General features: G+C 46.9%; 12 protein-coding genes and 1 pseudogene. 6 read left to right on the top strand and 7 right to left on the bottom strand.

Going from position 1 to position 24,278, the window contains the following annotated elements:
- Positions 1–45: 45 nt before the first annotated feature.
- Positions 46–192, top strand: a complete 147-nt coding sequence (locus H5336_RS23950; RefSeq protein ID WP_185236683.1) for an AraC family transcriptional regulator — start codon at positions 46–48, stop codon at positions 190–192.
- Positions 193–459: 267 nt separating this feature from the next.
- Here H5336_RS23950 and H5336_RS21350 read toward each other — a convergent pair whose 3' ends face one another.
- The 4 genes from H5336_RS21350 to H5336_RS21335 form a co-directional block, all read right to left on the bottom strand.
- Complete coding sequence (locus tag H5336_RS21350) at positions 460–2,034, bottom strand: MFS transporter (RefSeq protein ID WP_185236475.1); 1,575 nt, start codon at positions 2,032–2,034, stop codon at positions 460–462.
- Positions 2,035–2,081: 47 nt separating this feature from the next.
- Complete coding sequence (gene bglB, locus H5336_RS21345; RefSeq protein WP_185236474.1) at positions 2,082–3,188, bottom strand: beta-galactosidase BglB; 1,107 nt, start codon at positions 3,186–3,188, stop codon at positions 2,082–2,084.
- Between the two features lie 359 nt (positions 3,189–3,547).
- Positions 3,548–5,521 carry a LamG-like jellyroll fold domain-containing protein gene (locus H5336_RS21340; protein WP_185236473.1) on the bottom strand — a complete coding sequence of 658 codons (1,974 nt, stop codon included), beginning with the start codon at positions 5,519–5,521 and terminating at the stop codon, positions 3,548–3,550.
- Positions 5,522–5,611: 90 nt separating this feature from the next.
- Entirely contained in the window at positions 5,612–8,698 is a 3,087-nt protein-coding gene (locus H5336_RS21335) for a TonB-dependent receptor (protein ID WP_185236472.1), read from the bottom strand.
- 663 nt (positions 8,699–9,361) lie between these two features.
- On the opposite strand from H5336_RS21335, the gene H5336_RS21330 reads away from it, so the two are divergent.
- Both H5336_RS21330 and H5336_RS21325 read left to right on the top strand, forming a co-directional pair.
- Positions 9,362–14,167 (top strand): rhamnogalacturonan lyase family protein, encoded by a 4,806-nt coding sequence (locus H5336_RS21330; protein WP_185236471.1) that lies wholly within the window; start codon positions 9,362–9,364, stop codon positions 14,165–14,167.
- A 277-nt stretch (positions 14,168–14,444) separates the two neighbouring features.
- Complete coding sequence (locus tag H5336_RS21325; RefSeq protein WP_185236470.1) at positions 14,445–15,356, top strand: RHS repeat-associated core domain-containing protein; 912 nt, start codon at positions 14,445–14,447, stop codon at positions 15,354–15,356.
- A 667-nt stretch (positions 15,357–16,023) separates the two neighbouring features.
- Here the strand turns inward: H5336_RS21325 and H5336_RS21320 are convergent.
- Positions 16,024–16,575 (bottom strand): annotated as a pseudogene (locus H5336_RS21320) (IS30 family transposase); the annotation flags it as partial.
- Positions 16,576–16,596: 21 nt separating this feature from the next.
- Positions 16,597–17,016: a helix-turn-helix domain-containing protein gene (locus H5336_RS21315; protein WP_185236469.1), complete on the bottom strand. Its 420-nt coding sequence runs from the start codon at positions 17,014–17,016 to the stop codon at positions 16,597–16,599.
- A 181-nt stretch (positions 17,017–17,197) separates the two neighbouring features.
- Between H5336_RS21315 and H5336_RS21310 the strand changes: the two genes are divergently transcribed.
- The 3 genes from H5336_RS21310 (at position 17,198) to H5336_RS21300 (ending at position 22,473) form a co-directional block, all read left to right on the top strand.
- On the top strand, positions 17,198–18,277 hold the full coding sequence (locus tag H5336_RS21310) for a transposase (protein WP_185236681.1): 1,080 nt from the start codon (positions 17,198–17,200) through the stop codon (positions 18,275–18,277).
- Positions 18,278–19,478: 1,201 nt separating this feature from the next.
- Positions 19,479–20,675: a hypothetical protein gene (locus H5336_RS21305; protein ID WP_185236468.1), complete on the top strand. Its 1,197-nt coding sequence runs from the start codon at positions 19,479–19,481 to the stop codon at positions 20,673–20,675.
- 904 nt (positions 20,676–21,579) lie between these two features.
- The gene (locus H5336_RS21300; RefSeq protein WP_185236467.1) at positions 21,580–22,473 is read left to right on the top strand and encodes a sugar phosphate isomerase/epimerase family protein; all 894 of its coding nucleotides are present in this window, start codon (positions 21,580–21,582) and stop codon (positions 22,471–22,473) included.
- A 3-nt stretch (positions 22,474–22,476) separates the two neighbouring features.
- Here the strand turns inward: H5336_RS21300 and H5336_RS21295 are convergent, their stop codons facing one another.
- Entirely contained in the window at positions 22,477–24,138 is a 1,662-nt protein-coding gene (locus H5336_RS21295; RefSeq protein ID WP_185236466.1) for a right-handed parallel beta-helix repeat-containing protein, read from the bottom strand.
- Positions 24,139–24,278 lie beyond the last annotated feature (140 nt).

Here is a 24,278-nt window from a genome sequence, read left to right as displayed (position 1 = left end):
TGGTTCAACGCAGGTGTTCGCACATTTCTACAGTGAAGAACGCCGCTGTTCACAAAAAACTACGATTACCTAGCGCCGTTTCTGCCTATTGCAGTCGAAGTAGGCTACGAAGATCCCTATTATTTTTCGCGGGTATTCCGCAAGCTCATGGGGCTGCCACCACGTCAGTACCGAATTTTGCGCAAAGGGTAACTGCACGAATATGGGCGGGTAATAGGCATTTAGCTGGTTGCGGCGCAGCGACATGGCGTTGAGTTGGTTTTGGTCATTGCCGGAGGTTAGCTTTCATCGAGAGTCGACATAGTGAAAACTGTCGAACATACAGTATTTAGTAGCGGTAGGTTTGGTGTTAAAGAGGAGGGTGTATTTAGAAGTTTTTAAATACATTGCAGCGGCAAGCTCAAGCCAGAGCTAATGAATGCCGCTGCAATGCATAGACGGTGGGTCTACTGACGGTTGTTATGCCGGTTTGTCAGTGGTTTCTTGGGTAGTCGGTGTTTCGCCGAGTTTAAGTGCCTTACCCCAGAGTTGTTCGTATTTCCAGCCAGTTAAATCCTCAACAATGGCTTTACTTTCGGGACTAGAAGCCTCGTGTTCGCCATTTTTGAACCGTGCGATTTCACCCATCAATACTTTGTGGGTATCGGTATTTAGATGAAACTTGGTGGAAACCCAGTAGCCAAAAAGCAAAACTAAAATGGGGCCAACGGTCATGATTAAAATAATCGACTCCATGGTTTCGGCACTATGAATTTTTGCTCCTTTTTCTAGCCCACCCATTTCCAACGCAGCACCAACAAAAAATACCGCACTTGCTTGGGCTGCTTTGCGAATAAAGGTCATTACACCCGCGAAGCTGCCTTCACGCCGTTGACCGGTAACAATTTGATCTACATCGGCCATGTAGTTATAGGTATTCCACGGAATGTAATTAAGGATACCGCGACCAATGCCTGCGAAAACAAGTGAAATAATTAGCCATAATAATTGTGCGCTACGGCTCTCTGGTGTTAACACATAAAATGACGCTAAGCCGATTATGCCAATAATGTAGGCGACCACTGCGTAACGGTAAGTATGGGCTGGGAAAAATCTCGGTAAAAACGCAACGGCTGCAAACACGGCGGCAACGGCCAGCGTTTGAACAGTGAAAATACCCGCTGCCATATAAGAGGTGAGTGATAGCGATTCGCTGGATGAATAAGCGAACAGGCCCCCCAGTACAAATGCGGCAAAGTAGGTGAAAGCGGCATTGAAGATATCTTGGCTAATGTAGCCACCCAAATACATGCCTAAGTGCAAACGAAAGGCCCGTATTTTCAGGGTAAAGCCTAGCCCTTTGTACAGGTTGGCAAAAACGCTGCCAATAGATTGCTTCTTGCTTTGAGCCTGTATTAATTCTGCTTCGGTTTTTTTACGTTCCCAGGTGAATAAATACACTATGCCTACAACCACCATAAAAGCCACGGAAAAAATACCGCCCATAATTAAAAAGGTATCGGGCGAATCTTTACCGCCAAGGGCCGAAACTATCCAAGCGGGCAGTATGGTGGCGGCAATGGCTGATAGGTGCCCAATCAAAATACGCGAGCCTGCGAACATGCCCTTTTTACGGAAATCGTCGGTCATTTCCGCGGCGAGTGTTTCGTAGGGAATTAATACCGAGGCGTATACCATTTCGAAGAAAACGTAGGTACAAAGGTAATAGAAGAAGTGCTGACCACTGACCCACATAAATCCAAAGCTGGGTAGAAGTGGAATGGCAAGCAGTAAAAATAAATGCCGACGACCGAAACGGCGACCGAGGCGTGAAGAATCGGCGTTGTCCGACATATAGCCAATTAATGGGCTGGCAACGGCGTCAATAATACGAGCGGTGGCAAAAATAATACCGGCTTGTAATGCTCCCAAACCACAGTAAGTGGTGTAAAAAAATAGTACCCAGGTGCTGATTACGGCCATGGAGCCTGCTCCGAGGACATCCCCCAGACCATAGGCTGCATAGTTAGTAAAACCGATTTTTCGTTCTTGCATGCTCTGCCTCTGTATTTATTGTTGAAGCGATTATTGTTCGTTGGCGATTAAATGTAGCGGTTCATAAGCTCGACACAGGCCAAGATTGCCATGGACTGGCCATAGGGCATGGATGTGAGCGGAATATCTTTGTAACCCTGAAGGTCGTCGAACACGGGGGTGCCAAAAGAGACCTGCTGAAGCTCGCCGGTGTCGTCGATGTTGTCCAGTACGGCTTTCATCGCTTTAATACCGGTCTCTTCGTACTCTTCTTTCAGGTAACCCTTTCTTACTGCTTTCATAATGCCGTAAGCAAAACCAGCGGCAGCAGAAGCTTCGAGGTAGGAGGTTGGGTCGTCTAGCAGTGTGTGCCACAAGCCGTTTTTATGTTGGCATTCTGCAAGCGCTTTAACCTGAGTCTCTAATGTTTCTAACAAGAATAGTCGCAGGCCGTCGTCTTTGGGTAGCTCGAGTAATTCAATAAATTCGGGAATGGCGATGGTTACCCAGCAGTTGCCGCGCGCCCAAAGTGCATTGGCAAAATTGTGCCGCCCGTCGAAAGTCCACCCGTGAAACCATAGGCCTGTTTTAGTATCGGCTAAATATTTAATGTGTAGCATAAATTGCCGCTTGGCTTCTTCTACATAGTGAGGGCGATTCAACAGCAGGCCAATTTTTGCCAGTGGTAATACGCTCATCATTAGAGTGTCGTCCCACATTTGCTGATTGTTTTCAGAGTTGAAAACAATATGCTGAAAGCCGTTTTCTTCGGTGCGGGGTAAGCCTTGCATAACCCATTCTGCCCAAGTATCTAGATACGGAAGGTAGCTGCGGTTCCCTGTTCTTTCTTGCATGTAAGCGAGAGTTAGGAAGGGGGAGACAGTATTGATATTTTTAGTGGGGGTTCCGGCGGCAAAACGGTTTTTAAACCAGTCTTCTATAATTACACGGGAATTGTCATCGCCGGTGATGTCCCAATGTTTGAGTAGGCCGTACAAGCCAATGCCGTGGGTCCATTCCCAGTCGTTCCAGCCTTTGGTATCGATTACCCGACCGTCCTCTAGCTTTAACAAAAATTCGCCGGTTTCGTCGGTGATGTTTACCAGATTGTCGATGAGTTTATCAATGCTGGTTTGCAGGGTGTTGAAGGGAATGTCGTGGGCAAGTAGTGGCATTGTACGTAATTCCTGTTAATTCTCTGAATAAGTAATCGCGGCTATAAACCGTTGGTTTCATTACACTGATAGTAATACACCAGCGCTGTAAAATCACGCCAAAAACGATCAAAAAAATACATTTACATGAGCAGGATCATATGGATTGTTACGATGTTTTCGGGGTTTTTTTTGGCGACAGCTCCATAATACCTTGTTTTTAAAGGGGAAAAGCGTTTTTTCGGCTAACCTGACATAAAGGCTTTGATTGATTGAAACTGATCGATATTGATTATTCTGGCTGGCATGTCATTAGTGCTGACGAAAAAAAGCCGGGCTAGGCCCGGCTGAGTAAGGTCATGCTAGGAGAGCTATGAAAACTATTGTCGGCAAGGCACGCCTACTGGCGTGGCGCCATCTGGGTCTCGGGCTTCGAACCTAAGGTAATCGACATTGGCTAGGCCCTTGGATGTCAGAGCTTTAAGCGATAGGGTGTTGTCGCCAGCTTCGAGAGTGATGGCGTGTTTCACATCGCCGTAGACTTGCCAGAGGCCGGACTCGTCGGTTACTACCAGGCTTACTGGATTGACAGCTTCCTCGCCGTTCACATTCAGTATGCCTGAGCGATCTTCGCCTTCGTTATCACTGTTGGTGTAGTGGATAGTCAGGTCGTAGCTACCGCTTGTTTCGACGTTAACGCGCCAGTACATGCCTGCGCCAACATAGTTGTCGGTGTTAATGTAGCCGAGTCCAGTGAAGCCCTGGTTGGTGTTCTCAAAGCCATCTAGACTGCCAGGCGCAGCAGGGAAAGCTGCACCATCGGCATAGCACTGGCCATCGGTTTCTTCTTGCAGTACGAATACCCCTTGCGGAATAAATTCGCCAGCGGCTGTTGCTGACGCGGCCGGTAGTGAGAGGGAGTTGGTGACGGCTAAGGTATTTGCATCGGTAGCGCTTACCCAATAGTAGTAGGACGTACCGGCTGCGAGTTTCGAGTCGTCATCTTTGACATCAATGTAGCTGCTTTCGGTAATACCGGTGGCAATGACTTCAGCATTATCAATAATATTGTCGATGCTTCGAAGAACGTCATAGCTGCCAACCGCTAGGTTTTCGGTGTACAGGTTTAACTCGATATCTTCACTTTCTTCATTCAGCATGGCCGATACGCCGGCGTAGGGAGCATTGCCGGGAACGCGCACATAATCACTCGCTTCAGAGGTAAAGATGTGGCCAGTGGTATCCATTGTGGTGAGAGAATAGCGGTAGTTTTCGCCGGTTGGTACGGCCGCATCTGTATAGGACGTTTCCGAGCCAGCTAAAGCGGGGATAGTGAGTTCAGTTGTTGCCCCCTCAAAAGCTTCTCGACTGATACTTATGCTGTCGGCAGGGAAGCGATCTAGAATCCAGCTAACGGTTATATCGGCCCCTGAAAAGGTGCTCGTAATGTCGGCCGCGGGGCCTTCATTAATCGGCTCGCGGCTAAGAACAGTGACATTGCCGTAGTACAGGGCGTAGTCAAATATACGCAAGTTGTCGATCTTACCAGCGAAAGGTGCAGTATCATCTGAGTCTGTTACACCAATAGCAATAGAGTTATAGGTGCCGGAGAATAGATCGTTGAAGTTATCGGCTTCCATAATGAAAGGCTCGGCTTCCGGCACAAGCTCGTCTGCAAGCTCGGTTCTCAATTCGGTGAGAGTACCGCCTTTGTAAGCGCGTTCGCCGTTAACGTAAACGTTTGGAAGGCCTTCTTCAACAGTGAGAGCTACATGTGACCATACATTTGAGGGAATGGTGTAATCATTGCTGGTATAGGTTACCGTAGATTCGCCATATTTACCTTGCCCGGTTAAGCCTGAAACAGTGAGCCCGCTGTGGTCGAGCACTATGGCGCCTTTCTCTGATTTGGCAAAAAACAATGGGCCTTCATTACCAGATTCGGGTTTCACCCACATTGAAACACTGTAGCTGTCACCTGACAGTAGGTCTCCAGGCAGCAGTAATCCCGACACTCCACCAAATACGCCGGTTGTAGACATGGCGTGTATACCGCCGGTAATGTCATATAGCATGCTGCCGTAGTCAGTCTCTTCAGTCGTGGTGCCAACGGCTACCGCCTGTAAAGACACTTCGGCCGCATCGGTAAGTGAGCCTTCGAAATCGTAATAAGCCACTAACCCCGACATAACCTCGGTTGTTTCCGATTGATACTGTGGGGGAGGTGTGGGAGTTGTAGAGTTGAAAGATTCGGTACCACCACCACAGCCAGTTAAGCCGATGGCTGCTGCCAGTGGAAGCAACGCAAAAGCGGTTTGCTTTAAAGGGTACGGCGCTTTTCTATCGTTTTTCATTTGCTGTTCCGCCAATTAATTCATTATTCAGTAGTCGTTAATCCGGTTAGGAAGTTCTGCCCACCCTAAGGTGGGCAACTCGATTCCTAATTAGTATTTGTAGGTGAAACCAAAGGCATAGGTTCTGCCAGCCCACTGCAAATCTGAAAGCCGTGATTCGCCAGCTGATTCCAAGTAAACCTCACTCAACATGTTTCGAGCGTCGGCAAACACTGTGAAGCCAGATTCCCCGATGGTGTACATTACCTTGCCGTCAAGATGGCCGGCTTCGTCTACAAATACCGGTGCACCAGATTTACCGGCTGTCCTTTTCAGGTATTTTTCGCGGTAGTTGTAGGCTAGGCGAATAGAAAGGTTATCGTCTTCATAGAAACCGCCAATGTTGAAGCTACTTTTGGACTGCTCTAGCAGAGGAAGTACTTCTCCATCCAGTTTACTGGTGTGGGGTACATCGTCTGCGTCGTTCATGACCGTGATGTTAAAGTCTCCGCCGGTGTTATTGAACGGTGCAGGCAAGAAGTCGAAAATTGTTTTTACTTGGAATTCGATGCCGCTTGTGGTTACACCCGTAATATTGGTTTTTTGGGTAACATCGTAAAGCACGCCAGCGTTTTCCCCGCCCTCAAAGAAATCTTTGTCTTCGAAGACTTGTGCTGGGCCGAGGTAGCTGGTGAGCTGTTTGTTAAAGTAGGCCAGCGAAACGATAGAGTCGTCATTGGGGTACCAAGATAGTGCAATGTCATACTGAGTGGCCCTGTAAGGGTCGAGATCCGGGTTGCCCGCCGTACAGGTATTCTGTCTGTTATTGATCTCCGCGCGTGACGTTTCCCACTTGGTGCAGTTCGCGTCGACATTAAGTTCTGTGATAGTGGGGCGTGCCATAACCTTTGACCAGCCTGCGTAAAGGTTAAGGTCTTCGGTTATTTCCAGGTTTAAGTTAATGCTGGGTAATACATCGCTGTAATTACCTTGGGACTGATCACGTCCATCGAAAGAGGCTACATCTACTGCCGTTTTGGGTAACAGGGTGATGGGATCTAGATCAATTTGGGTATTACCATTTTCATCTAGGTCAGGTGTTACACCGTCCTCGAGGTACTTAATCGGGTCGACCTTGGTGGTAATGCGCACATCACCTACAGCTGCGGTTTCTGTTTCAACATAGCGAACGCCCACGTTACCCCAGAGGCGCATATGTTTAATGGCCGTTTCAAAATCGGCTTGTAGATAGGCTGCTGCCGTTGTTTCCGTAATTTCGAGTGCGCCTGCGCGTGGAGGTAGCTGGTTGCGGTCGACACTCGTTGCATCGATAGCGGTAAGCCGGTCAATCAAGATGGCTGTATCGACGGCTTGGTAGTTGCCAATGGTGGCCACATCTAGATCAAAGCTACTGAATAATTCGGGCGATAGAGAAGTAGAACCCTGGACTACATCATTCATGTCTTCGATGGTCCATTCGCGCGAAAGCTGTTTTCCGTCGTCGCCGAGCACAGGATTACCGTTTGCGTCTGTTACGCCGTAGCTGGTACCTACGTCACGAATAATATTGACCTGATATTCGGTGGACTCAATAGACTGCTCTGCCCATCGGGCACCGGTACGCAGCTTGGTGACAAAAAACTCGTCAAAGTTATAGGCAATATCTATCTTTGCAGAGCTTTCGTCCTGTTCTTCATGCAAGGGCGCGTACTTGTAGCGGGCGCGCTCGTTATAGTTGGTGGGGTCATTTACGCTGATTCGTTCAAACGGCTCGTTTTCTGGCGCGTCTGGGTTTTGCCAGCGATAACCTGAGGTGAGGTCGAATTCCGGTGCGCCGCGCTCATCCAATTCCACCCGAACGCCTGCGACGCCTTTCTGCGTAATTTGGGTGTCGCGAGAATCAATATCTTGATAGCTAGTAGAGTGGGAAGCAATACCCGAAATATCCCAAGCATCTTTATTGAACTCAAACCCGACTTTCCCCTGCGCACTGCGTTGTACCCAGTCGAATTGCAGGGTTCGGTTGGTGATGCCAGAGTTTGCCGTTGTGAATGCACGTACGTTATGCTCATCATCTACCACTACAGAGTCTGAGTAAATGCGCGCTGCACTACCTGACTCTAAATGCAAGTTAAGGTCAAGAGCCTCTTTGTCACGTTCGTTGTAGGTGACATCTGCAAAGGTGTTGAGGTTCTCGTTAACTGTCCAGCCAAAGGCAAGGTTCGTGCTAATTCTCCGTTCGTCGCGCGACCACATGCCGTAGCGCGGTGTTGTTGGGGTGAAGTCCCACCATTGCTCCTCACAGTCTCTAAGATCAGTTGTGTTATCGCTGCCGTTCACGCCATATGCGGTGGTGCAATCTTCTACTGTTTGAGCGCCTGCAAAATCGGGGTTAACAACAGATTTTTCTGGAGAGTTATCGTAATCAGCCCAGCGATCCCAGTCGGTATTCCGCAGCGCGTGGATCATGGTTTTTTTGTCGGATGCGGTGAGGTTTAGCATTACGCCAACGTCTTCGGTAATTTTGTACACGCCGGTGATGTTACCTTTGGGGCTGGCGTTTTCAGTTAGGTCGTTAACTTCTGCCTCCCAAGAAGTAGAAAAGAAATGATCATCGAAATCGTTGGGCTTGCGCATTTCAATTTGCACGGTTCCGCCGATACCACCCTCTGTTATACGAGCTTCAGAACCTTTTACTACCGTTAGCACCTGAACCAGCTCAGAAGCCATTTGAGTAAAGTCAACGGTTCGGCTGGAGCCAGCGCCTAGTGCGGACACACCATCAACTTCAGTGCGGTTCAAGCCTTGGGACATACCGCGAATATTGATGCCTTGTCCTTCACCAAAGTCTCGAGTCATCTGCACGCCAGTAATGCGTTGTAGTGCCTCGGCTATATTCTTATCGGGAAATTGACTCACATCTTCAGCAATAATGGCGTCGGCCATAGTGCCAGCTTCGCGTTTGAGGTCGATAGCGCCGCGCTGACTGGCACGAATACCAGTAACAACAACTTCTTCCAGTAATTCAAACTCAGCAGCTTCTTCGGAGGTGTTTTGTGCGAGCGCCGCACTACTAGCTAGAACAGTAAGTGATATACCTGAAAGTAGGCTGGCAATGTGCTGTGCCAAAAGCTTTTTACTAAAACTAGCCTTGGGCTTGGGTGTTTCGTACGGTAGATCTTGAGTGGTGCTTATCATTGTCATCTCCCAGCAGGATGTAAGCGGTTTCGTTTTATGGTCCCGATAATAAGCAGAACTATTACTCGGGTCAACGCATATTAAATCAATACCAATCATTAGCGGTCAGTTGTAGCGACTAAACCATGGCTAATTAGACGTTTTTGTAACCAAACGGAACAGGTTGCGTGCAAAAAGAAACAAAGAGGTTTTGTTGTTTGAGTAAATTTGACCCAAATAATCTTCTCGCAACTTGTTTTTTTAGCAGTAAAAAAAAGTTGATATAAGGGATTGTGGTGGGGATATTGAGCTTTTTCGCGATAACTATTTGAAAATAAAAGGAAAAATACATATTTAATACCACTAAAGTAGTTGTTTTTGATCGATTTCGCTTAATGTTTTAGTTTTAAATTGTATTTTTTTTGCTAGCTCGGAATTAATTGTAGAAATAAAAAAACTATCTGTCGAAATCTCGCACAATCATTGAAATGATTTTAAATGAGCTGTTATGATGAAAGCTGATGGAATATGATTCTGTTGTTTCGACAATAAAAATGGCTTTCACTATTAACAAGATATTCGGCGGAAGTGTTCAGGCGCTCTAATGGCTTGAGCTAAACTAAAAAGCGTTAGATCTGCGTGCATTTTTACGCTGTTTCGCCTCTCTTACCTGGAGACATATAGATGTTCAAACAAACCTGCGCCAGTACTTACTGGCAAAAAATTACGAAACGGGGTTGCCTCACGCTGGCATCAGCACTTCTCGTGAGTGCCTGTGGTGGTGGATATAACGGCGGTGAGTCGTTTGAACAACCGAATCCAACGGCTACACCCGCACCTGTAGAGGTGCCTGTGCCAACGGCCGCACCAACGCCAGAGCCCATTGTTAAAACGGACCCGGCTAAAGTGGAGTATCTGGATAGGGGCTTGGTTGTCTTTCCGGTTACTAAAGGCAATGCCGTTAGTTGGCGATTACTGGGAACAGATAGTTCGTTGATCGCGTTTGATGTTTATCGAAATGGCAGTAAATTAAACGAGTCTCCACTTACGCACACGACCTTTTTTAGTGATGAAGACGGTCAGCCTGGTGATAGCTACCAGGTGCTCGGTATGGTTGGCGACACAGAGGTTGGTGCCTCAGCAGCTGTTCAACCTTGGGCTGCGGCCTACCACACCATTGATCTGAATCGGCCAAAAGATGGGCGGATTGGCGATGAAAAATACACTTATGACGCGAACGATGCGAGTGCGGCAGATTTAGATGGCGATGGCCAGTACGAGATCATTCTTAAGTGGATGCCAGTAGACACCGCTGAGGGGCAGGTGAACGGTGGCTCAAGGGATAACTCTCAGTCAGGTATTACAGGTAATGTATTTATCGACGCCTATACCTTGGAAGGCACACAGTTGTGGCGAATCGATTTAGGTAAAAATGTTCGCGCTGGCGCCCACTACAATCCCTTCATAGTTTATGACTTTGACGGTGATGGTCGTGCTGAGCTGGCCATAAAAACCGCCGACGGCACCGTTGATGGACGTGGTGTTGTAATTGGTGACTCTGAGGCAGAATACCGCAATGACAGTGGCTACATCATTGAGGGGCCAGAATTCCTCACCATGTTTGATGGCCTTTCGGCTGAAGCGCTAGATACAATAGATTTCTCTCCGGAGCGTGGTGTTGTCAGTGCTTGGGGTGACTCCTACGGTAACCGCGTTGACCGTATGATGGCCGCTGTTGCTTCCTTTGGTGAGGGCAATCCTAGTTTGGTTATGACTCGCGGTGTATATACCCGTGTAGTTGTTGCGGCTTTCGACTGGGTAGATGGTGCATTCGTTGACCGTTGGGTGTTTGATAGCGACATCGCCGTAGAAGGGGCTAATGGCCAATTCAGTAGCGACATGTATGGGCAAGGCAATCACAACCTAACCGTAGGTGATGTGGATGGCGACGGCAAAGATGAAATTGTTTACGGCTCTGGTGCTATTGATGATGATGGCCGCATTCTTTACGCCACAGGGTTATGTGATGGTGACGCGATCCATATGGGCGACTTTAATCCGGCGCGCGCGGGTTTGGAAGTTTTTAGCCCGCACGAAAGCGAAGATTGCTATGGTGAAAATGGTGTAGAAATGCACGATGCCGCGACAGGCGAGATTCTTTGGGGTGTTCCCGGTGTTACGGGTGACGTAGGTCGTGGTATAAGTGCCGATATTGACCCGCGTTTTATTGGTAACGAAAGTTGGGCCTCGCGAGGCAACCTTACGGCGGCTGATGGAGCTGATCTTGGTGGAGACATGCCAAGTACAATCAACTTCGCTATTTGGTGGGAAGGTGATTTGTTACGCGAACTTCTTGATGGAACCAGTATCTCTAAGTGGAACTACTTGGGCGCCGAAGACTACACCATGTTGAACGCTGGTGATGATGGCGCTTCGTCCAATAATGGGACTAAAGCCAACCCCAGCTTACAGGCTGACTTGTTTGGTGACTGGCGTGAAGAGGTTGTGTGGTCCGATTCGATCGACAGTAAGCTGATGATCTATTCGTCACCGCACTCCGCTAGTACGCGTATGCATACACTCATGCACGATGATCAGTACCGTAAAGCCGTTGCGTGGCAGAATGTGGGTTACAACCAGCCACCGCACCCAAGCTTCTATGTGGGGCCAGGTATGGATTTACGCTGGGAAGCCAATGTCACTGCCATCGAAGGTGGGGAGTGGGCGAAATTTGTTGCTCAGGGTAATGCTGACGACGTTGAAGTGCGCTTGCACACGAATGGCTTTGACATCGGCGGAATCGAAATTTTCCGCGATAGCGATGCAGATCCAGAAGGGCGTGTTTCAATCGCGAACCTGACGTCTGAAGCCTTGACGGGTGATGCGCTTGTCTACGTTGACACTGACGTGGTACCCGATGTCGATTATTACTACTGGGCCGAGCTGTCATCTACCGTAGGGGATGAGGTGCACACCAGTAAAACCAGGCTCACCTCCACGTTATTGCCATACAATTGGGTGGGTGCTGTTCAATCACAAGCTTTTAATGAGGGCCCCGTTAAGCTGGTTTGGGAAACTGAGAATATTGATATTTCCGAAATCAAAATTTATCGTGTAGACGCTCTCGCTGCTGATGATATTCCTAACGAGAGTGCTAAAACTTTGGTTGGCTCAGTTGATGCATCGGCGGAGTTCTGGATTGATGAAAGTAGTGTTGTAGAGGGGGCAGCCTATTTCTATTGGGTAGAATTTAGCGATGCAACTGCAGCCGCAACCTATTTATCGGATGCACGTTTTGGTGTGCACGTACCTGAGTCCATTCGAACAACTGAAGCTGAATTCGTTAATAATACAATCGAAATAACGTGGGAAGTAGGTAACTTCGCCCAGGATATTATCTCTGTAGAGCTATACCGAAATACCAGTGATAGTGATGGTGGTCGTGTTCGTATTTTATCAAGTGCTCCTGTTTCTGGCTCATATGTAGACAATACTCCACGGAGGTCTGCAGGTGATTGGGGGCCAGCCCTACCTGGTGTGAACTATTGGTACACGTTAAAGGTTACATTGCAGGGCGGCGCAAAACCCGTAATGCCTCGTGTACATGCATTCATTCCTCCTGATGAAGGGTTACCAATGGTAGGTGCTTGGGCTGAAGTGAAGAGCACTGAACCTCTGCAAATGCAAGTTTCGTGGGAAATCTCAAGTGTTGATGTTGCCAGTGTTGAAATCTTCCGAGGCACTAATCCGGATGGATCTGAGCGTGAATCAATGGGAACTGTCGATGCAGTTGAAACGTCTTGGGTTGATGCAGCGCCGGCAGCAGATACGACCTATTACTACTGGGTTGAAGTAACAGACGCTGACAGTGAAATCCAGCCTTCGCAGGTTACAAACTCTGTGAGCTTGCCTCCCGAAACCAACTTGGAAACGAGTTTGGTTGCGAATGGCATTAATGTCAGCTGGGATTTGAAACACTTCCCATCTGAAATTACTTCTGTTGAGTTGTACCGTAATACAATTGATGCAATAGGCGGACGAAGTCGCATCGCAGTAGGCTTGCTGGCTAGTGGCAGCTTTGTTGATGACGGCAGTGTAGAAGCCTTGGTTGATGGGCAAAGCTACTGGTACATGTTCAAGATTAATGGTGGTAACCCGAATACTGACGCTGAAGCGGAGATTGTTTATAACGTAGCAGCATTGCCAACGGCTGAGCCAACGGCTGAGCCAACGGCTGAGCCAACGGCTGAGCCTCAGATGACCAACCTCACGTCCACACTTAATGGTGATGCCATTGATTTAAGCTGGGACCTTCAGGGTTATGTGATTGATGGCGCCATAGATGTTTACCGTAATGACAAGGACTCTACGGATAAGCGTGTGCGTGTTGCGGCAGGGGTAGATGCTACTGGTACATTCACTGACGACGGAAGTGTTGAGCCTCTGTTTAAAGGCGTTGATTATTGGTATATGTTCAAAATCAATAATCCTGCTGCTGTGAGCACCGTTCCGGAGGCTCAAATTACTTACGGTACGGCACCCGCTGATGGGGAAAACCTGACGACTTCCATCAAGTCCACTCCGGATGGTGATGTCATTGAAGTACGTTGGAACCTTCAGGGATTTGATCCTGCTCTTACTAACGGCACCATTGAGTTATACCGTTACCAAAGTGGCGTCTCTGGGCGTACACGTATTTCGAGAGGTGTTAAGCCCTGGGGTACATTTGAAGATAATGGTGATGACACGGCAGCGACAGGTGATTTGGTTTTAGGTGATACCTATCACTATCAGTTTAAGTTCATAGCCGACGGTACTAATTCCGCTGAAGTGGGTCATATAGTCTTTAGCGCAACAGTTGAACCAACAGTTGAGCCGACGGCTGAGCCTCAGATGACCAACCTTACGTCCACACTTAATGGTGATGCCATTGATTTAAGTTGGGACCTTCAGGGTTATGTGATTGATGGCGCCATAGATGTTTACCGTAATGACAAAGACTCTACGGATAAGCGTGTGCGTGTTGCGGCAGGGGTAGATGCTACTGGTACATTCACTGACGACGGAAGTGTTGAGCCTCTGTTTAAAGGCGTTGATTATTGGTATATGTTCAAAATCAATAATCCTGCTGCTGTGAGCACCGTTCCGGAGGCTCAAATTACTTACGGTACGGCACCCGCTGATGGGTCGAACATGTCCACGCGCATTGTGGCTAAAGATGGTAGTAATGCTATTGAGGTACGCTGGAATCTTCAGGGTTTCGACCCTGCCCAAGCGGATAATGATTTTGAGTTATACCGTATTGAGGACGGAGCACCGCGTAAGCGAATTTCGAAAAGCGTAAAAAATTACGGCGTATTCGTGGATGATGGTACTGGTACTGCTGCAGACGGCAGCGACAGTATTGTTCTAAACTCGGGTAGTGTTTATCAGTATCAGTTTAAGTTCACAGGTGCACCCGATGCCGAGGGAGATATTACCTTTCCGTAGTAGTGTTTATTGAACTTTAGTTTGTATGTATAGGGGGCCATTGGCTCCCTATTTTTTGTTTGGAGTTTCGGGCTTTGTAGCGAAGATGTTGGTTGGCTTAATGCCACACATACTATTTTTTATAAATAAATAGGACAGCCAGGTTAAGAAACCACTATATAAAGACATTGCAGTCCTATATAAAAAAAAGGACATCCAATATATAAAAAAAAGGACATCCAAACATTGATGAAGAAAAGGACATCCAAAAACTTGACAGCGAACGGTTAAAAAATATATGTATGGGCAAAGCCGTCATTATCTCTATAGTACTAACGGTGCATTGTTGGCTGAAACGCGACGTAATAGCTGGAGTTCCACGAGCCAGATGCAAGTGTATGTGTATTTAGGCGGGGAGGTTGTTGGTATTGTTGATGATAGACAAAATTTTTATGCACTCTACAACGATCATTTGGGCCGCCCTTATGAGGCGTACCGCTTATCGGATAATAAGCTGGGTTGGAGTGCTGAAAACTCCGCTTTTGGTCGGGTTTTTGAACACCATAATCCTGCGGCTCCGCTTCTGGGTGTTCAAATCGGTCTTCCTGGGCAGTATTTAGACCAGATTTCTGGCCTTTGGTATAACTGGCATCGTCACTATGATCAGGCGTTGGGGCGGTATGTTCAGAGTGATCCGATTGGGTTGGGTGGGGGGATTAATACTTATGCTTATGTTGGGGGGGACCCTTTGAATTTTGTTGACCCGATGGGGTTGTCGAAATGTGGGTGTGAAAGCGGTGGATCAGAGAGTGGGAGACTTGTTGATGTGAATATCGGCTATGGACCGCTAACGCCTAGCCAAGCTCAAAGTTGGAATAAGCAAAGAGCATCGGAGGTTAATCGCAATCAAACCTCTACAGGTGTAATTGTTTTGGTTGGTGGTGCAGCGGTGGGGAAAGTATTTGGTTTTATACCTGGGGTTGTAGTCTCGGGGCTTGGGTTATACGGTACACATGTATACGGTGAAGCTAACGCACAATCTCGAACACATGAGCCGGGTGAATCGAAATATAGCGTTACGTACGAGCATCAAGGGCATTTAACCACCTACACATACCTAGTTAATCGGCAGACAGGTCAAAATGTGATTGAAAGTGGTCGGTCGAACCGTGATTGTAGTAGCACAGATGGGGTTTTTGATAAACGATGAGGATGGTGAGATGTTAAAGTACTTTTTTGCAAAGGGGGTTCTTGGCGCTAGCCTAACTCTTAATGTGTCATTGGTCGTAGCGATAGTGTTGGGAGTTTTTGATAATTGTCTGTAGGAATCAACACATAGGGCAGCGACGTTAATTAGCGGGGCAGCCACGTTAATTAGTGCCTTAGCTGTAAAAGCCCTAGCCAGAGATGGCCGGGGCTGTTGGGCTCATTTTGAACGAAAAAAGACATCCAAAGAAGCCCTAGGGGTCAGGCCTTACATTTGACATCAGGTCTTTTTTGAATTCATTTACCCCTTAGCTGCAAAAGCCCTAGCCAGAGATGGCCGGAAAATAAGAAAAGGACATCCGAAAATAAGAAAAGGACATCCAAAAACTTGACAAGTCTTCCAGACTCGCCAGCTTCAAGATTAAAGTGCACGGGCAGCACAAGTTAACTACTTTTTAGTTTCTGGATCAATGGTTTGCTTATACCAATCGACACTAAGAGATAGTTGTTTTGTGTTTTAGCTCTTGGGGCTTGCCGCCCCAAACCCCGCAGGTATTTTTGGACAAGTTAATCCTGCTGTGCTACGCTAAATTAGCGGTACAGGCTGAGGAGCCGATGGCCGTGACAAGTTGAGGCCGACAGAAATTAATTTCTAGTCGGCCTTTTTCATTCTAGGCTGAGCTTATTGGAAGATCTTTGCGATACTGTTCGTATACTTCGAGTGGTGTTCGGTAATTAAGGCATTTTCTTGGGCGAGAGTTTAGAATATGTTCAATCTCTAATATTTTCTTATCTGAAATTTGAGTGATATCGGTCTTTTTGGGTAAGAAACGACGAATTAAGCCATTCACTTGTTCGACAGCACCTTTTTCCCATGAGTGGTAAGCCTGACAAAAAAACGAGTCGCATTTTAGCTGATCATTAGTTTTTAAGTGGTTAGAGTTTTCGGTTCCGTTGTCATAAGTAATGGATTTTACGAAATCGCATGGGTGGTGAATAAGCTTGTTTACAAGGGCCTTTTCCGTTTCTTCTGCCGTTTTTGCATTCAACTTAGTGATATGAACCATGCGAGTACAGCGCTCAATAACAACGTTACAGCCAGGTTTTTGACCTGCAGAGATGATGGAGTCACTTTCCCAGTGACCAAATTCAAGTCGGTCATTGATTATTTCGGGGCGCTCTAGGATGGATGTTTTGTTGTTGATTGCTTGCTTGTATTTTCTAGCAGGATATTTCTTTTTACGTTATTTGTGTTTTCGTGCCAAACAGGAAATTAGTTCAGGTGCTTCTTTGTAAATGTATTGGTAGATTGTTTCATGGCAAACATAGGGTAGAGTTTCATGGTGCTTTAAACGGCCTGAGATTAGCTCTGGTGTCCATCCTATCTTGAGTTTTTCAATGACGTAGCCTTGAGTGTTGCTACTTTTCAGGTTTTCCCGTTGCGCTCTAACCCTCATTTTCCGCTCATACATCGATTGGGCAAGGTGTGGGTACCAGGTTGGTACATAGTAGCTTGAGATATTGCGTTTCAGTTCTCGTGAAATTGTAGAGTGAGAACGACCGAGTCTGCGAGCAATCTCTCGAATGGGTATGCTGTGGTAGTGATGCCAATTAAACATTAATTGCCGTTCGTGAAGTGACAAATGTGAATAAAGAAGTCCCATATTTATCTCCAGTTATCAGATACTTAGAGTTTAGGTGAAAAGAAAAGGACATCCAAAAACTTGACAAGTCTCCCGGGCTCTAGTAATTTATGCAACCATGACCCAAAGCCGCGAAACATTAATCTCTCTAGATTCAACACCGTTTTACCATTGCTATGTACGCTGTGTTCGGCGTGCATATTTGTGTGGTGAAGATCATTCGACGGGTGAGAATTACGATCACCGCAAGCAGTGGATCGTATCGCGCTTGCGGTTTTTGTCGTATGTGTATGCGGTGGACGTGTGTGCTTATGCGGTAATGAGCAACCACTACCATGTTGTGCTGCATGCGGATAAGGCTAGGGCGCAGGCATGGAGTAATAAAGAAGTGGCCGAGCGCTGGATGCAGTTGTATAGCGGCCATATGCTGGTTGATCACTGGCTGGAGAACCCGGAGGCTATTGATGTGGCTACGCAAGCGGCAGTGGATGAGATTATCGAAAAGTGGCGTAAACGCTTATACGATATCAGCTGGTTTATGCGCGGTGTTAATGAAACCATAGCCCGTATGGCCAACGAGGAAGAAAACTGTAAAGGCCGGTTTTGGGAAGGGCGTTTTAAAAGTCAGGCTCTATTGGATGAAGCCGCACTACTAAGCTGCATGGCCTATGTCGACCTCAACCCCATTCGGGCGGCGATGGAAACAGATCTTATGGAAAGTGATTTCACCTCCATACAGCAGCGCTTCTGCATGGCCTATGTCGACCTCAACCCCATTCGGGCGGCGATGGAAACAGATCTTATGGAAAGTGATTTCACCTCCATACAGCAGCGCTTATTCGATTACGTAAAATACAAAAATACCAAATCTAAAGACGAGCAGAAATTGAATGCTCGTATTCAAAAGCAGCGTGAAATAAAAGCTGAAATGGGTTTGGATGCCTTACCCGAAGCGCCGTTAATGCCCTTTGATGGTTCCTCCCATACCGATACTCACCATGCCTTGCCCTTTACCCGTGAAGATTATTTTGAGTTGGTGGATACCACCGGCCGTATTCTGCGAGACGATAAGCGCGGAGCCATCGCCAGCGAACTTCCGGCCATAGTGTCGCGGTTGGGTATTAATCCAAATAAGTGGATCGACCACGTTCAGAACTTTGGCCGCCGTTATGGTTCCAGTGCTGGTTCGGTGGCGCGCATGGCCGATTACGCCCAGGTGTTTGAGCGTAATTGCGGCAAGGGTGTAGCGTGTTCGCAGGCGGTTTACGCCAATACGGGCTAATGCTTGGTTCTACGGTGTTTTGGCCTTTCGGGCCATGACGCTTGCTTTTCTCTTGCTTAAACCTCAAGGCTCTTTCCGGGCGCACCTTGAAATGGAGCTGTTATTAATTAGGGGGGGCTGTTGGGCCTCATTTTGGGGTGGGGTGTTTGGTTTGCTCACAACAGATCATATGCGATGGAAATAAGTAGGACAGTCACGTCAAAAAAACACACTGAATTAATTGGATGGTTTTTCGATAAAGGCTCCACCGAAAAGCTGTGTTAATGTGGGTGTTCACAAATATGCACACGCATTGATGCTGGAGGACCATAAGGCGTAGGTAAGTGCGATTCGGGTTAGGCCTTACGTTTGCCGTCAGGTCTTTTTTGAGATCGTTTCCCCCCTTGTTGGAAAAACCCTAGCCAGATATGGCTGGGGTTTTTTAGCTGTAGAGGCTGACCTTTCTGCCGATGTCTCAGTTCTAAAACTAATAGCTAATAATTAGGATTTTCAAAGCTTTCCTATAAAATCTAGGCAGCCACGTCAAAAGAATACATCAAATGAAATTTTTTTATTATGATATTATTTCTATGTTTTTTGGCTGGTAATTATGCTTGGTGTGGAATGCTTCGTCTCGAAAAAAATCGTGCGAGACTTTTTTTTAAGGAAGAGCGTGGAGCGGGGTTTAACCTTATGTGGAATTGTTGGTGCAATATCGCGTCATAATTGGCCTAAGCGGATGTTCTTTGTAATTATTAGTTTTTCTTTGAAGCCCGCTAAGTATTAAGTTTACTCCAAACTGGGTCGTGAGTATAAACCATTGGGGCTTGAGATAATGAGCCTATCGAGAATAGGTCGGTAGATGGTTGTCGATAAAATCACATATATTTTGCGAATGGCCCTGTGGGTAATATCTACAAACCGGCGTAAATGCACCCATTTCTTGGCGATGTGATTCACTCAATGTGGGCTACTTAGATTATTACGGTACGAAAAATATCTTTTGCTGATAAAGGCGTTTGTGTGAGAAGACAAGCTTCTATGTATATATGCAGGCAAATCAAATCGTGCCAAAATAACACGCTGGTGAGTGGTGTATAGGGTATTTCCGTTGAAACCTCTTCTAATTCGGGGTGGTTCAGGTGGCGTTCAATTTAATCTGATAAGTTACTGAAACCTGTTACAGCAAGTAACTTAATCATCGTTTTAGGAGTTTATTAAATTGATAAATGGTAAAACTGTATTAACCTTTCTGGTATTTTTTTTGGGGTCAATGGCCGCATTCGCGGAGGGCGGCCGTACCGATTATGACGTTGACGGTAATGGTCTGATTGAAATTAATGATTTGGAGGATCTAAACGAAATCCGTAATAATACCTATTATAATAGCGGTTATCTTTTTGGCACAACATTATACGGTCAGTCAATGGGCTGCCCCGCTGGTGGCTGTTTTGGTTTTGAGCTTACCCAAGACCTTGATTTTGATACTAATACTGACGGCGTTATGGATGAGCAGGACGCATATTGGAACGAAGGAGAAGGTTGGTTCCCCATAAGTGGTCAAGCCGGTATGCTTAATACTCGGTTTGCTGGAAATGGCCATGTTATCTACAATTTATATATTAATCGGCCGCAAACTACTCATGTTGGGCTTTTCAGCTTTGTAAAAAGTGTAGAGGTATCTAACCTTGGTTTTGCCGGGTCTTTGATGTTTGTGGCCGGGTCAGATTACGTTGGTGCTTTTGCGGGAGCGATGTCTAGCGGAGCTTTGACTGGCCTTTTCAATACCGGTTCTATCAGCGGTGCCGATCGGGTTGGTGGTTTGGTTGGTCATACGTATAAAACTGAGATAAAAACTGCATTTAATACTGGCGCCATAACGGGAGAGCAATATGTTGGCGGATTGGTTGGGTATTTCTATACAAGCAGTGTGATGCGCTATGTTTATTCCACGGGCCGTATAACATCCACTGGTTTGGGTGGGGCGCTTGCAGGTTCAGGGGGAAGAAATTCGACATCAAAAATCTATCGAAGTTACTTTCCGCTTGATTCTACCGGTGCTCAAGAGAGTGTTTACAATGCCCAGCGTATCAATTCAAAAACAGTTCAATCTATTGTAGATTTACAATGCACTATTTTACATGAAGGGGCGTACGTCCCTGTTTCATGTGATGGTACGAACTATTTATATAATGGATGGGATTACCTCGACTACTACAACAGTGACGGTGAACCCGTGTTTTATTGGGATTTTGGTGAAACAAATCAGTTGCCGGGTTTGAATTTCAATGGTGTAGTTTATCGGGATAGTGACGGCGATGGCTCACTGGATGCGCAAGACGACTACCCATTCGATACCGATAACGATGGCGTAGACAATTCATTCGACATGTACCCGTTGGATTATGATAGACAATAGGGGCAAAAAATCCTAGGGCGCATGCCTTACGGTTGGTACCTATTTTTTTGAAATTGTTCTCCCCCTTAGCTGCAGTAGCCCTAGCCAGAGATGGCCTGGGCTTTTTAGCTATTATAGCCGCGGGCTTTTCTGCCGCTGTCTCAGCGCCGTGATGGGTATTTAATAATCACGCGTTTCAGTCTTTTTTCCGTAATAAAAATTTGACAGCCACGATAAGAAAACCTCAGCTTTTTAGTTTGGATAATATTGAAGTTTTGCGCTTGTAGATTCCATGGGCCAAACTTTGCCAGACTATAAGCGCAGTGCAAACACCAATGAACTTTGGCCTCGGTTATGCCTCTAGTGCAGGTTCGGTTGCGAATATGCACAAGGTACTACAGCGTAATTGTGGCAGGGCTGAGGCGTGTTCGTAAGCGCCGTCTTCACAATCGGGTTAATAAGCCCCCTTAGTGCCCGCCTATTAAGTGGTTATGGTCATTGGGGCCTTTGCTATTTGTAATTCTTAAAAGCCTCTTGAAGCGCGGCCCATTAGTCAAACCTTGTGTCAGACCTCATTTTAGTGGCCAATGTGCTTGGATTAGTCATAAATGATCATTTGTGGTCAATATCTGGCATTTTGAGCTGTTATTTTGTACACTATTGATTCGGAAAATGCCTAGACATGAACCCTATGAGCAGAGCAGTCAGGCGTTTAAAAGGGGCGTTTTCTGATATCGTCGGGACAGTTCTTTTTACTTCTTGATAGAGCCCTACCGAGCACTTTTGTTGTTTTTAAGTGCTGTAAGTAGGGATATGAACTATATCGAAAACGAGGGGTACGGCTTTTGAGTACTACCGCCTTACAGGAATCTCACCAATCAATAACCATCAACTATTCAATGTGAATAATGAAAGAAGATACGCCATGATGAAACCTTTACTCGGACTTCGTGCACACGATTTTGGAACCTTACCCGCAGAGGCGCTTGCACCTAGTATTGCCGATTCTGGTGCGGCCTGTGTTCAGCTCGCGCTTGCCAAAGCTTTGCCTAATGAACCGATGTTACCCAGCGACTTAGGTGAAAGTGGTTTGGCATTTGTTAGTAACGCCTTTAAAGAAAGTGAATTGAGCGTTGTTGTATTAGGGTGCTATATCGATATGGTTACGCTTAATATGAGCGAGCGTGAGGCTGCGCTTCAACGTTTTGAAGCACACATAGAGGCGGCGCCTAAGCTCGGCTGTAAAATTGTAGGTACCGAAACGGGCTCGCCTGTTCCCTATGGCACTGGGCCAGACGCTATTGAAGCGGCTTTTAGGGTGTCGCTGCATTCCTTACGCCGGTTAATAACAGTCGCTGAAAAAAGCGGCCCTAATGGGGTGAAGGTTGGCTTGGAGCCGGTCGCCGATATTCATGCGTTGTCGTCGGCAGAGCATGCACGAATATTGATAGAGGAAATGAACTCGGATGCTTTGGGGATTATATTCGACCCTGTAAACTTAGTTCCCCAAAAAGGCATCGCCGATATGGAGGCTTTTTTGGATAATTGTTTCGATTGCTTTGGTGAGCACATTGTTGCATTGCATGCGAAAGATTATCGTATGGAAAGCGGCCCTAATGGCCCGGAAAAATCTGGCCCTATACCTGCGGGTACCGGAGAAATGGATTGGCTGGGTGTGTTTACCCGACTCTTTAAAGCGGGAAAACAAGGCGTACCTATTTTACTGGAAGATACCGGCCCCGCGGATGCCGAAGACACCTTTGCTTGTTTAACTAAGCTTTGGCTGCAAGCGGCTTCGGCGGAAGCTGATAGAGTTTAAGCTTCACTCGCAACCCCAGTTTTCAAATGCGCCCAGGTCGGGCGCACGTCCATGATAGTCAAAACCTACAATACTACCTGTATCTACTAAGCTGGAGCTAGGTTCCAAATGCATAAATAGGTTGGCAGGAAGGTGACCGTTGTTGTCTCGTTCTGCTAGCGCATCGGATTCGTTTAAGCTGACAAAATCATTATTGCTAGCGCTGAAGCCGGTATTCCACGAGTTCGCTTGTTGACTAATTTCGGATGTCGTTGCTCTTGCCAAGGCGGTACCCGGTGATAGTGCAATGTTGTTACGTAAATAATGCCCCGCAGCGCCCATATCGGCGAGCATATCGAAATTTTTGGGGTTTCGGTAGGCTGTGTTGTTGATCCATTCCAGAGCACCAGGGTGATGGTTTGCGTAAAAGCCTTGGGCGCGGTTGCCAACGGCCAAATTAAAGCGAACGATATGCCGGGGTATAACAGCGGGAAATCTAGATGAGTCCAAGCCAAACCCGCCTGCTTTTATTCCGGCACCATTACCTGCGGCTATGGTGGTGTCGGGAATAAAGCCGTTGTAAAAGGCGAGGGAATATTCGACAGTACACTGGCCTGAGGAATTAATAAAATCGAAACCGTCGTCGCTGTTGTACCAAGCGCGATTGCCTCGGAAAATATTGCCTTCATCATTGGAGTGGCAGCCAAAGCCGTCGGCATTTTCGCCGCCGCGATCCGGGTCGTAGTTGTGATGAGAGTCAACGTTAAGCACTAGGTTGTTACCGCCATCGGCAATAAATAATCCTGGCCCTTCATTGTGATGCAGGTTTAAGTGTTCGAAAATATTATTACTGGCCCCGTTTTCTATACGAATGGCCCAGCTTTCATTAACGTTAGTTAAGATTTGCTGTACACCGGTTAATTCTAACCCTTTGAAGTGCAACCAGTTTGCGCGAACACTGAAGCCGCGAATACGTGCCTGCGGTGTTAAATCAAAGAAGTCGAAAACCGGTGTCTCGCCGGGGTAGGCGAAATAGTGAATGCGCGCACCTGATTCACCGCTTTTGTTAAAAAGTACACCGATGTCTGTACTTAAATCATCAAATACATAACGTCCACCACGGAAATAAACTGTACCTCCCGCCTGCACAACGGATTGTGCTTTTTGCGCAGTTTGAAATGGAGCGGCTTCGGTACCTGTATTTTCGTCGTCACCGTCTGGGGCAACAAAATAGGCACCATCAACAATGGCTGCTGGTGCAATATTCGGCGCGTTGCAGTCGGATTTACCGTATTCGAGAGAGCTACTGGAGCTACTAGAAGAGCTGGAACTACTGGAGCTGCTAGAAGAACTGGAACTACTAGAAGAACTGGAACTACTAGAAGAACTGGAATTACTAGAAGAACTGGAATTACTGGAGCTACTAGAAGAACTGGAGCCAATAATAGAGCTCGAGCTGCTCGTTGAGCTAGGCGCGCTCGAAAAGCTAGCGTTGTCTGTGGAGCTGGAGCTGGAGCTGGAGCTGGAGCTGGAGCTACTGGAAAAGCTTGAGGAGCTGGGGTTTGAAGAAATACTGGCGGTTGATGAAGAGCTGTTTGAGCTTTGCGAGTTCTCATCGGTTTTTGCTCCACCCCCGCAGGCTGTGAGCGAAAGGAGCAAAAAGGGCAGATAGACAGCATGCTTCATAAAAACCTCTTGGGTATTTCGACCCTGCCGATGATGAGAGGCGAGCCGTAACTATGATCCAAAAATGATCAAAATAAGTCGTTTATAGTCACATAGTATACAGGTACAATCAATTTGTTTTATGGGGGCACCGCAGCTGA

It is taken from the genome of Teredinibacter franksiae (genome assembly GCF_014218805.1).
In the GTDB taxonomy this organism is placed as follows: Bacteria; Pseudomonadota; Gammaproteobacteria; order Pseudomonadales; family Cellvibrionaceae; genus Teredinibacter; species Teredinibacter franksiae.
The sequence above is the reverse complement of the archived record's forward strand: the minus strand, read 5'-3'. Positions and strand labels throughout refer to the sequence as shown.

What these genes read in the sequence shown, in the direction of transcription:
- H5336_RS21350 (WP_185236475.1), bottom strand. Translation starts at nt 2,034, where the DNA reads ATGCAAGAACGAAAAATCGGTTTTACTAACTATGCAGCCTATGGTCTG.
- H5336_RS21335 (WP_185236472.1), bottom strand. Translation starts at nt 8,698, where the DNA reads ATGATAAGCACCACTCAAGATCTACCGTACGAAACACCCAAGCCCAAG.
- H5336_RS21295 (WP_185236466.1), bottom strand. Translation starts at nt 24,138, where the DNA reads ATGAAGCATGCTGTCTATCTGCCCTTTTTGCTCCTTTCGCTCACAGCC.
- bglB (WP_185236474.1), bottom strand. Translation starts at nt 3,188, where the DNA reads ATGCCACTACTTGCCCACGACATTCCCTTCAACACCCTGCAAACCAGC.
- H5336_RS21325 (WP_185236470.1), top strand. Translation starts at nt 14,445, where the DNA reads ATGTATGGGCAAAGCCGTCATTATCTCTATAGTACTAACGGTGCATTG.
- H5336_RS21340 (WP_185236473.1), bottom strand. Translation starts at nt 5,521, where the DNA reads ATGAAAAACGATAGAAAAGCGCCGTACCCTTTAAAGCAAACCGCTTTT.
- H5336_RS21315 (WP_185236469.1), bottom strand. Translation starts at nt 17,016, where the DNA reads ATGGGACTTCTTTATTCACATTTGTCACTTCACGAACGGCAATTAATG.
- H5336_RS21300 (WP_185236467.1), top strand. Translation starts at nt 21,580, where the DNA reads ATGATGAAACCTTTACTCGGACTTCGTGCACACGATTTTGGAACCTTA.
- H5336_RS21330 (WP_185236471.1), top strand. Translation starts at nt 9,362, where the DNA reads ATGTTCAAACAAACCTGCGCCAGTACTTACTGGCAAAAAATTACGAAA.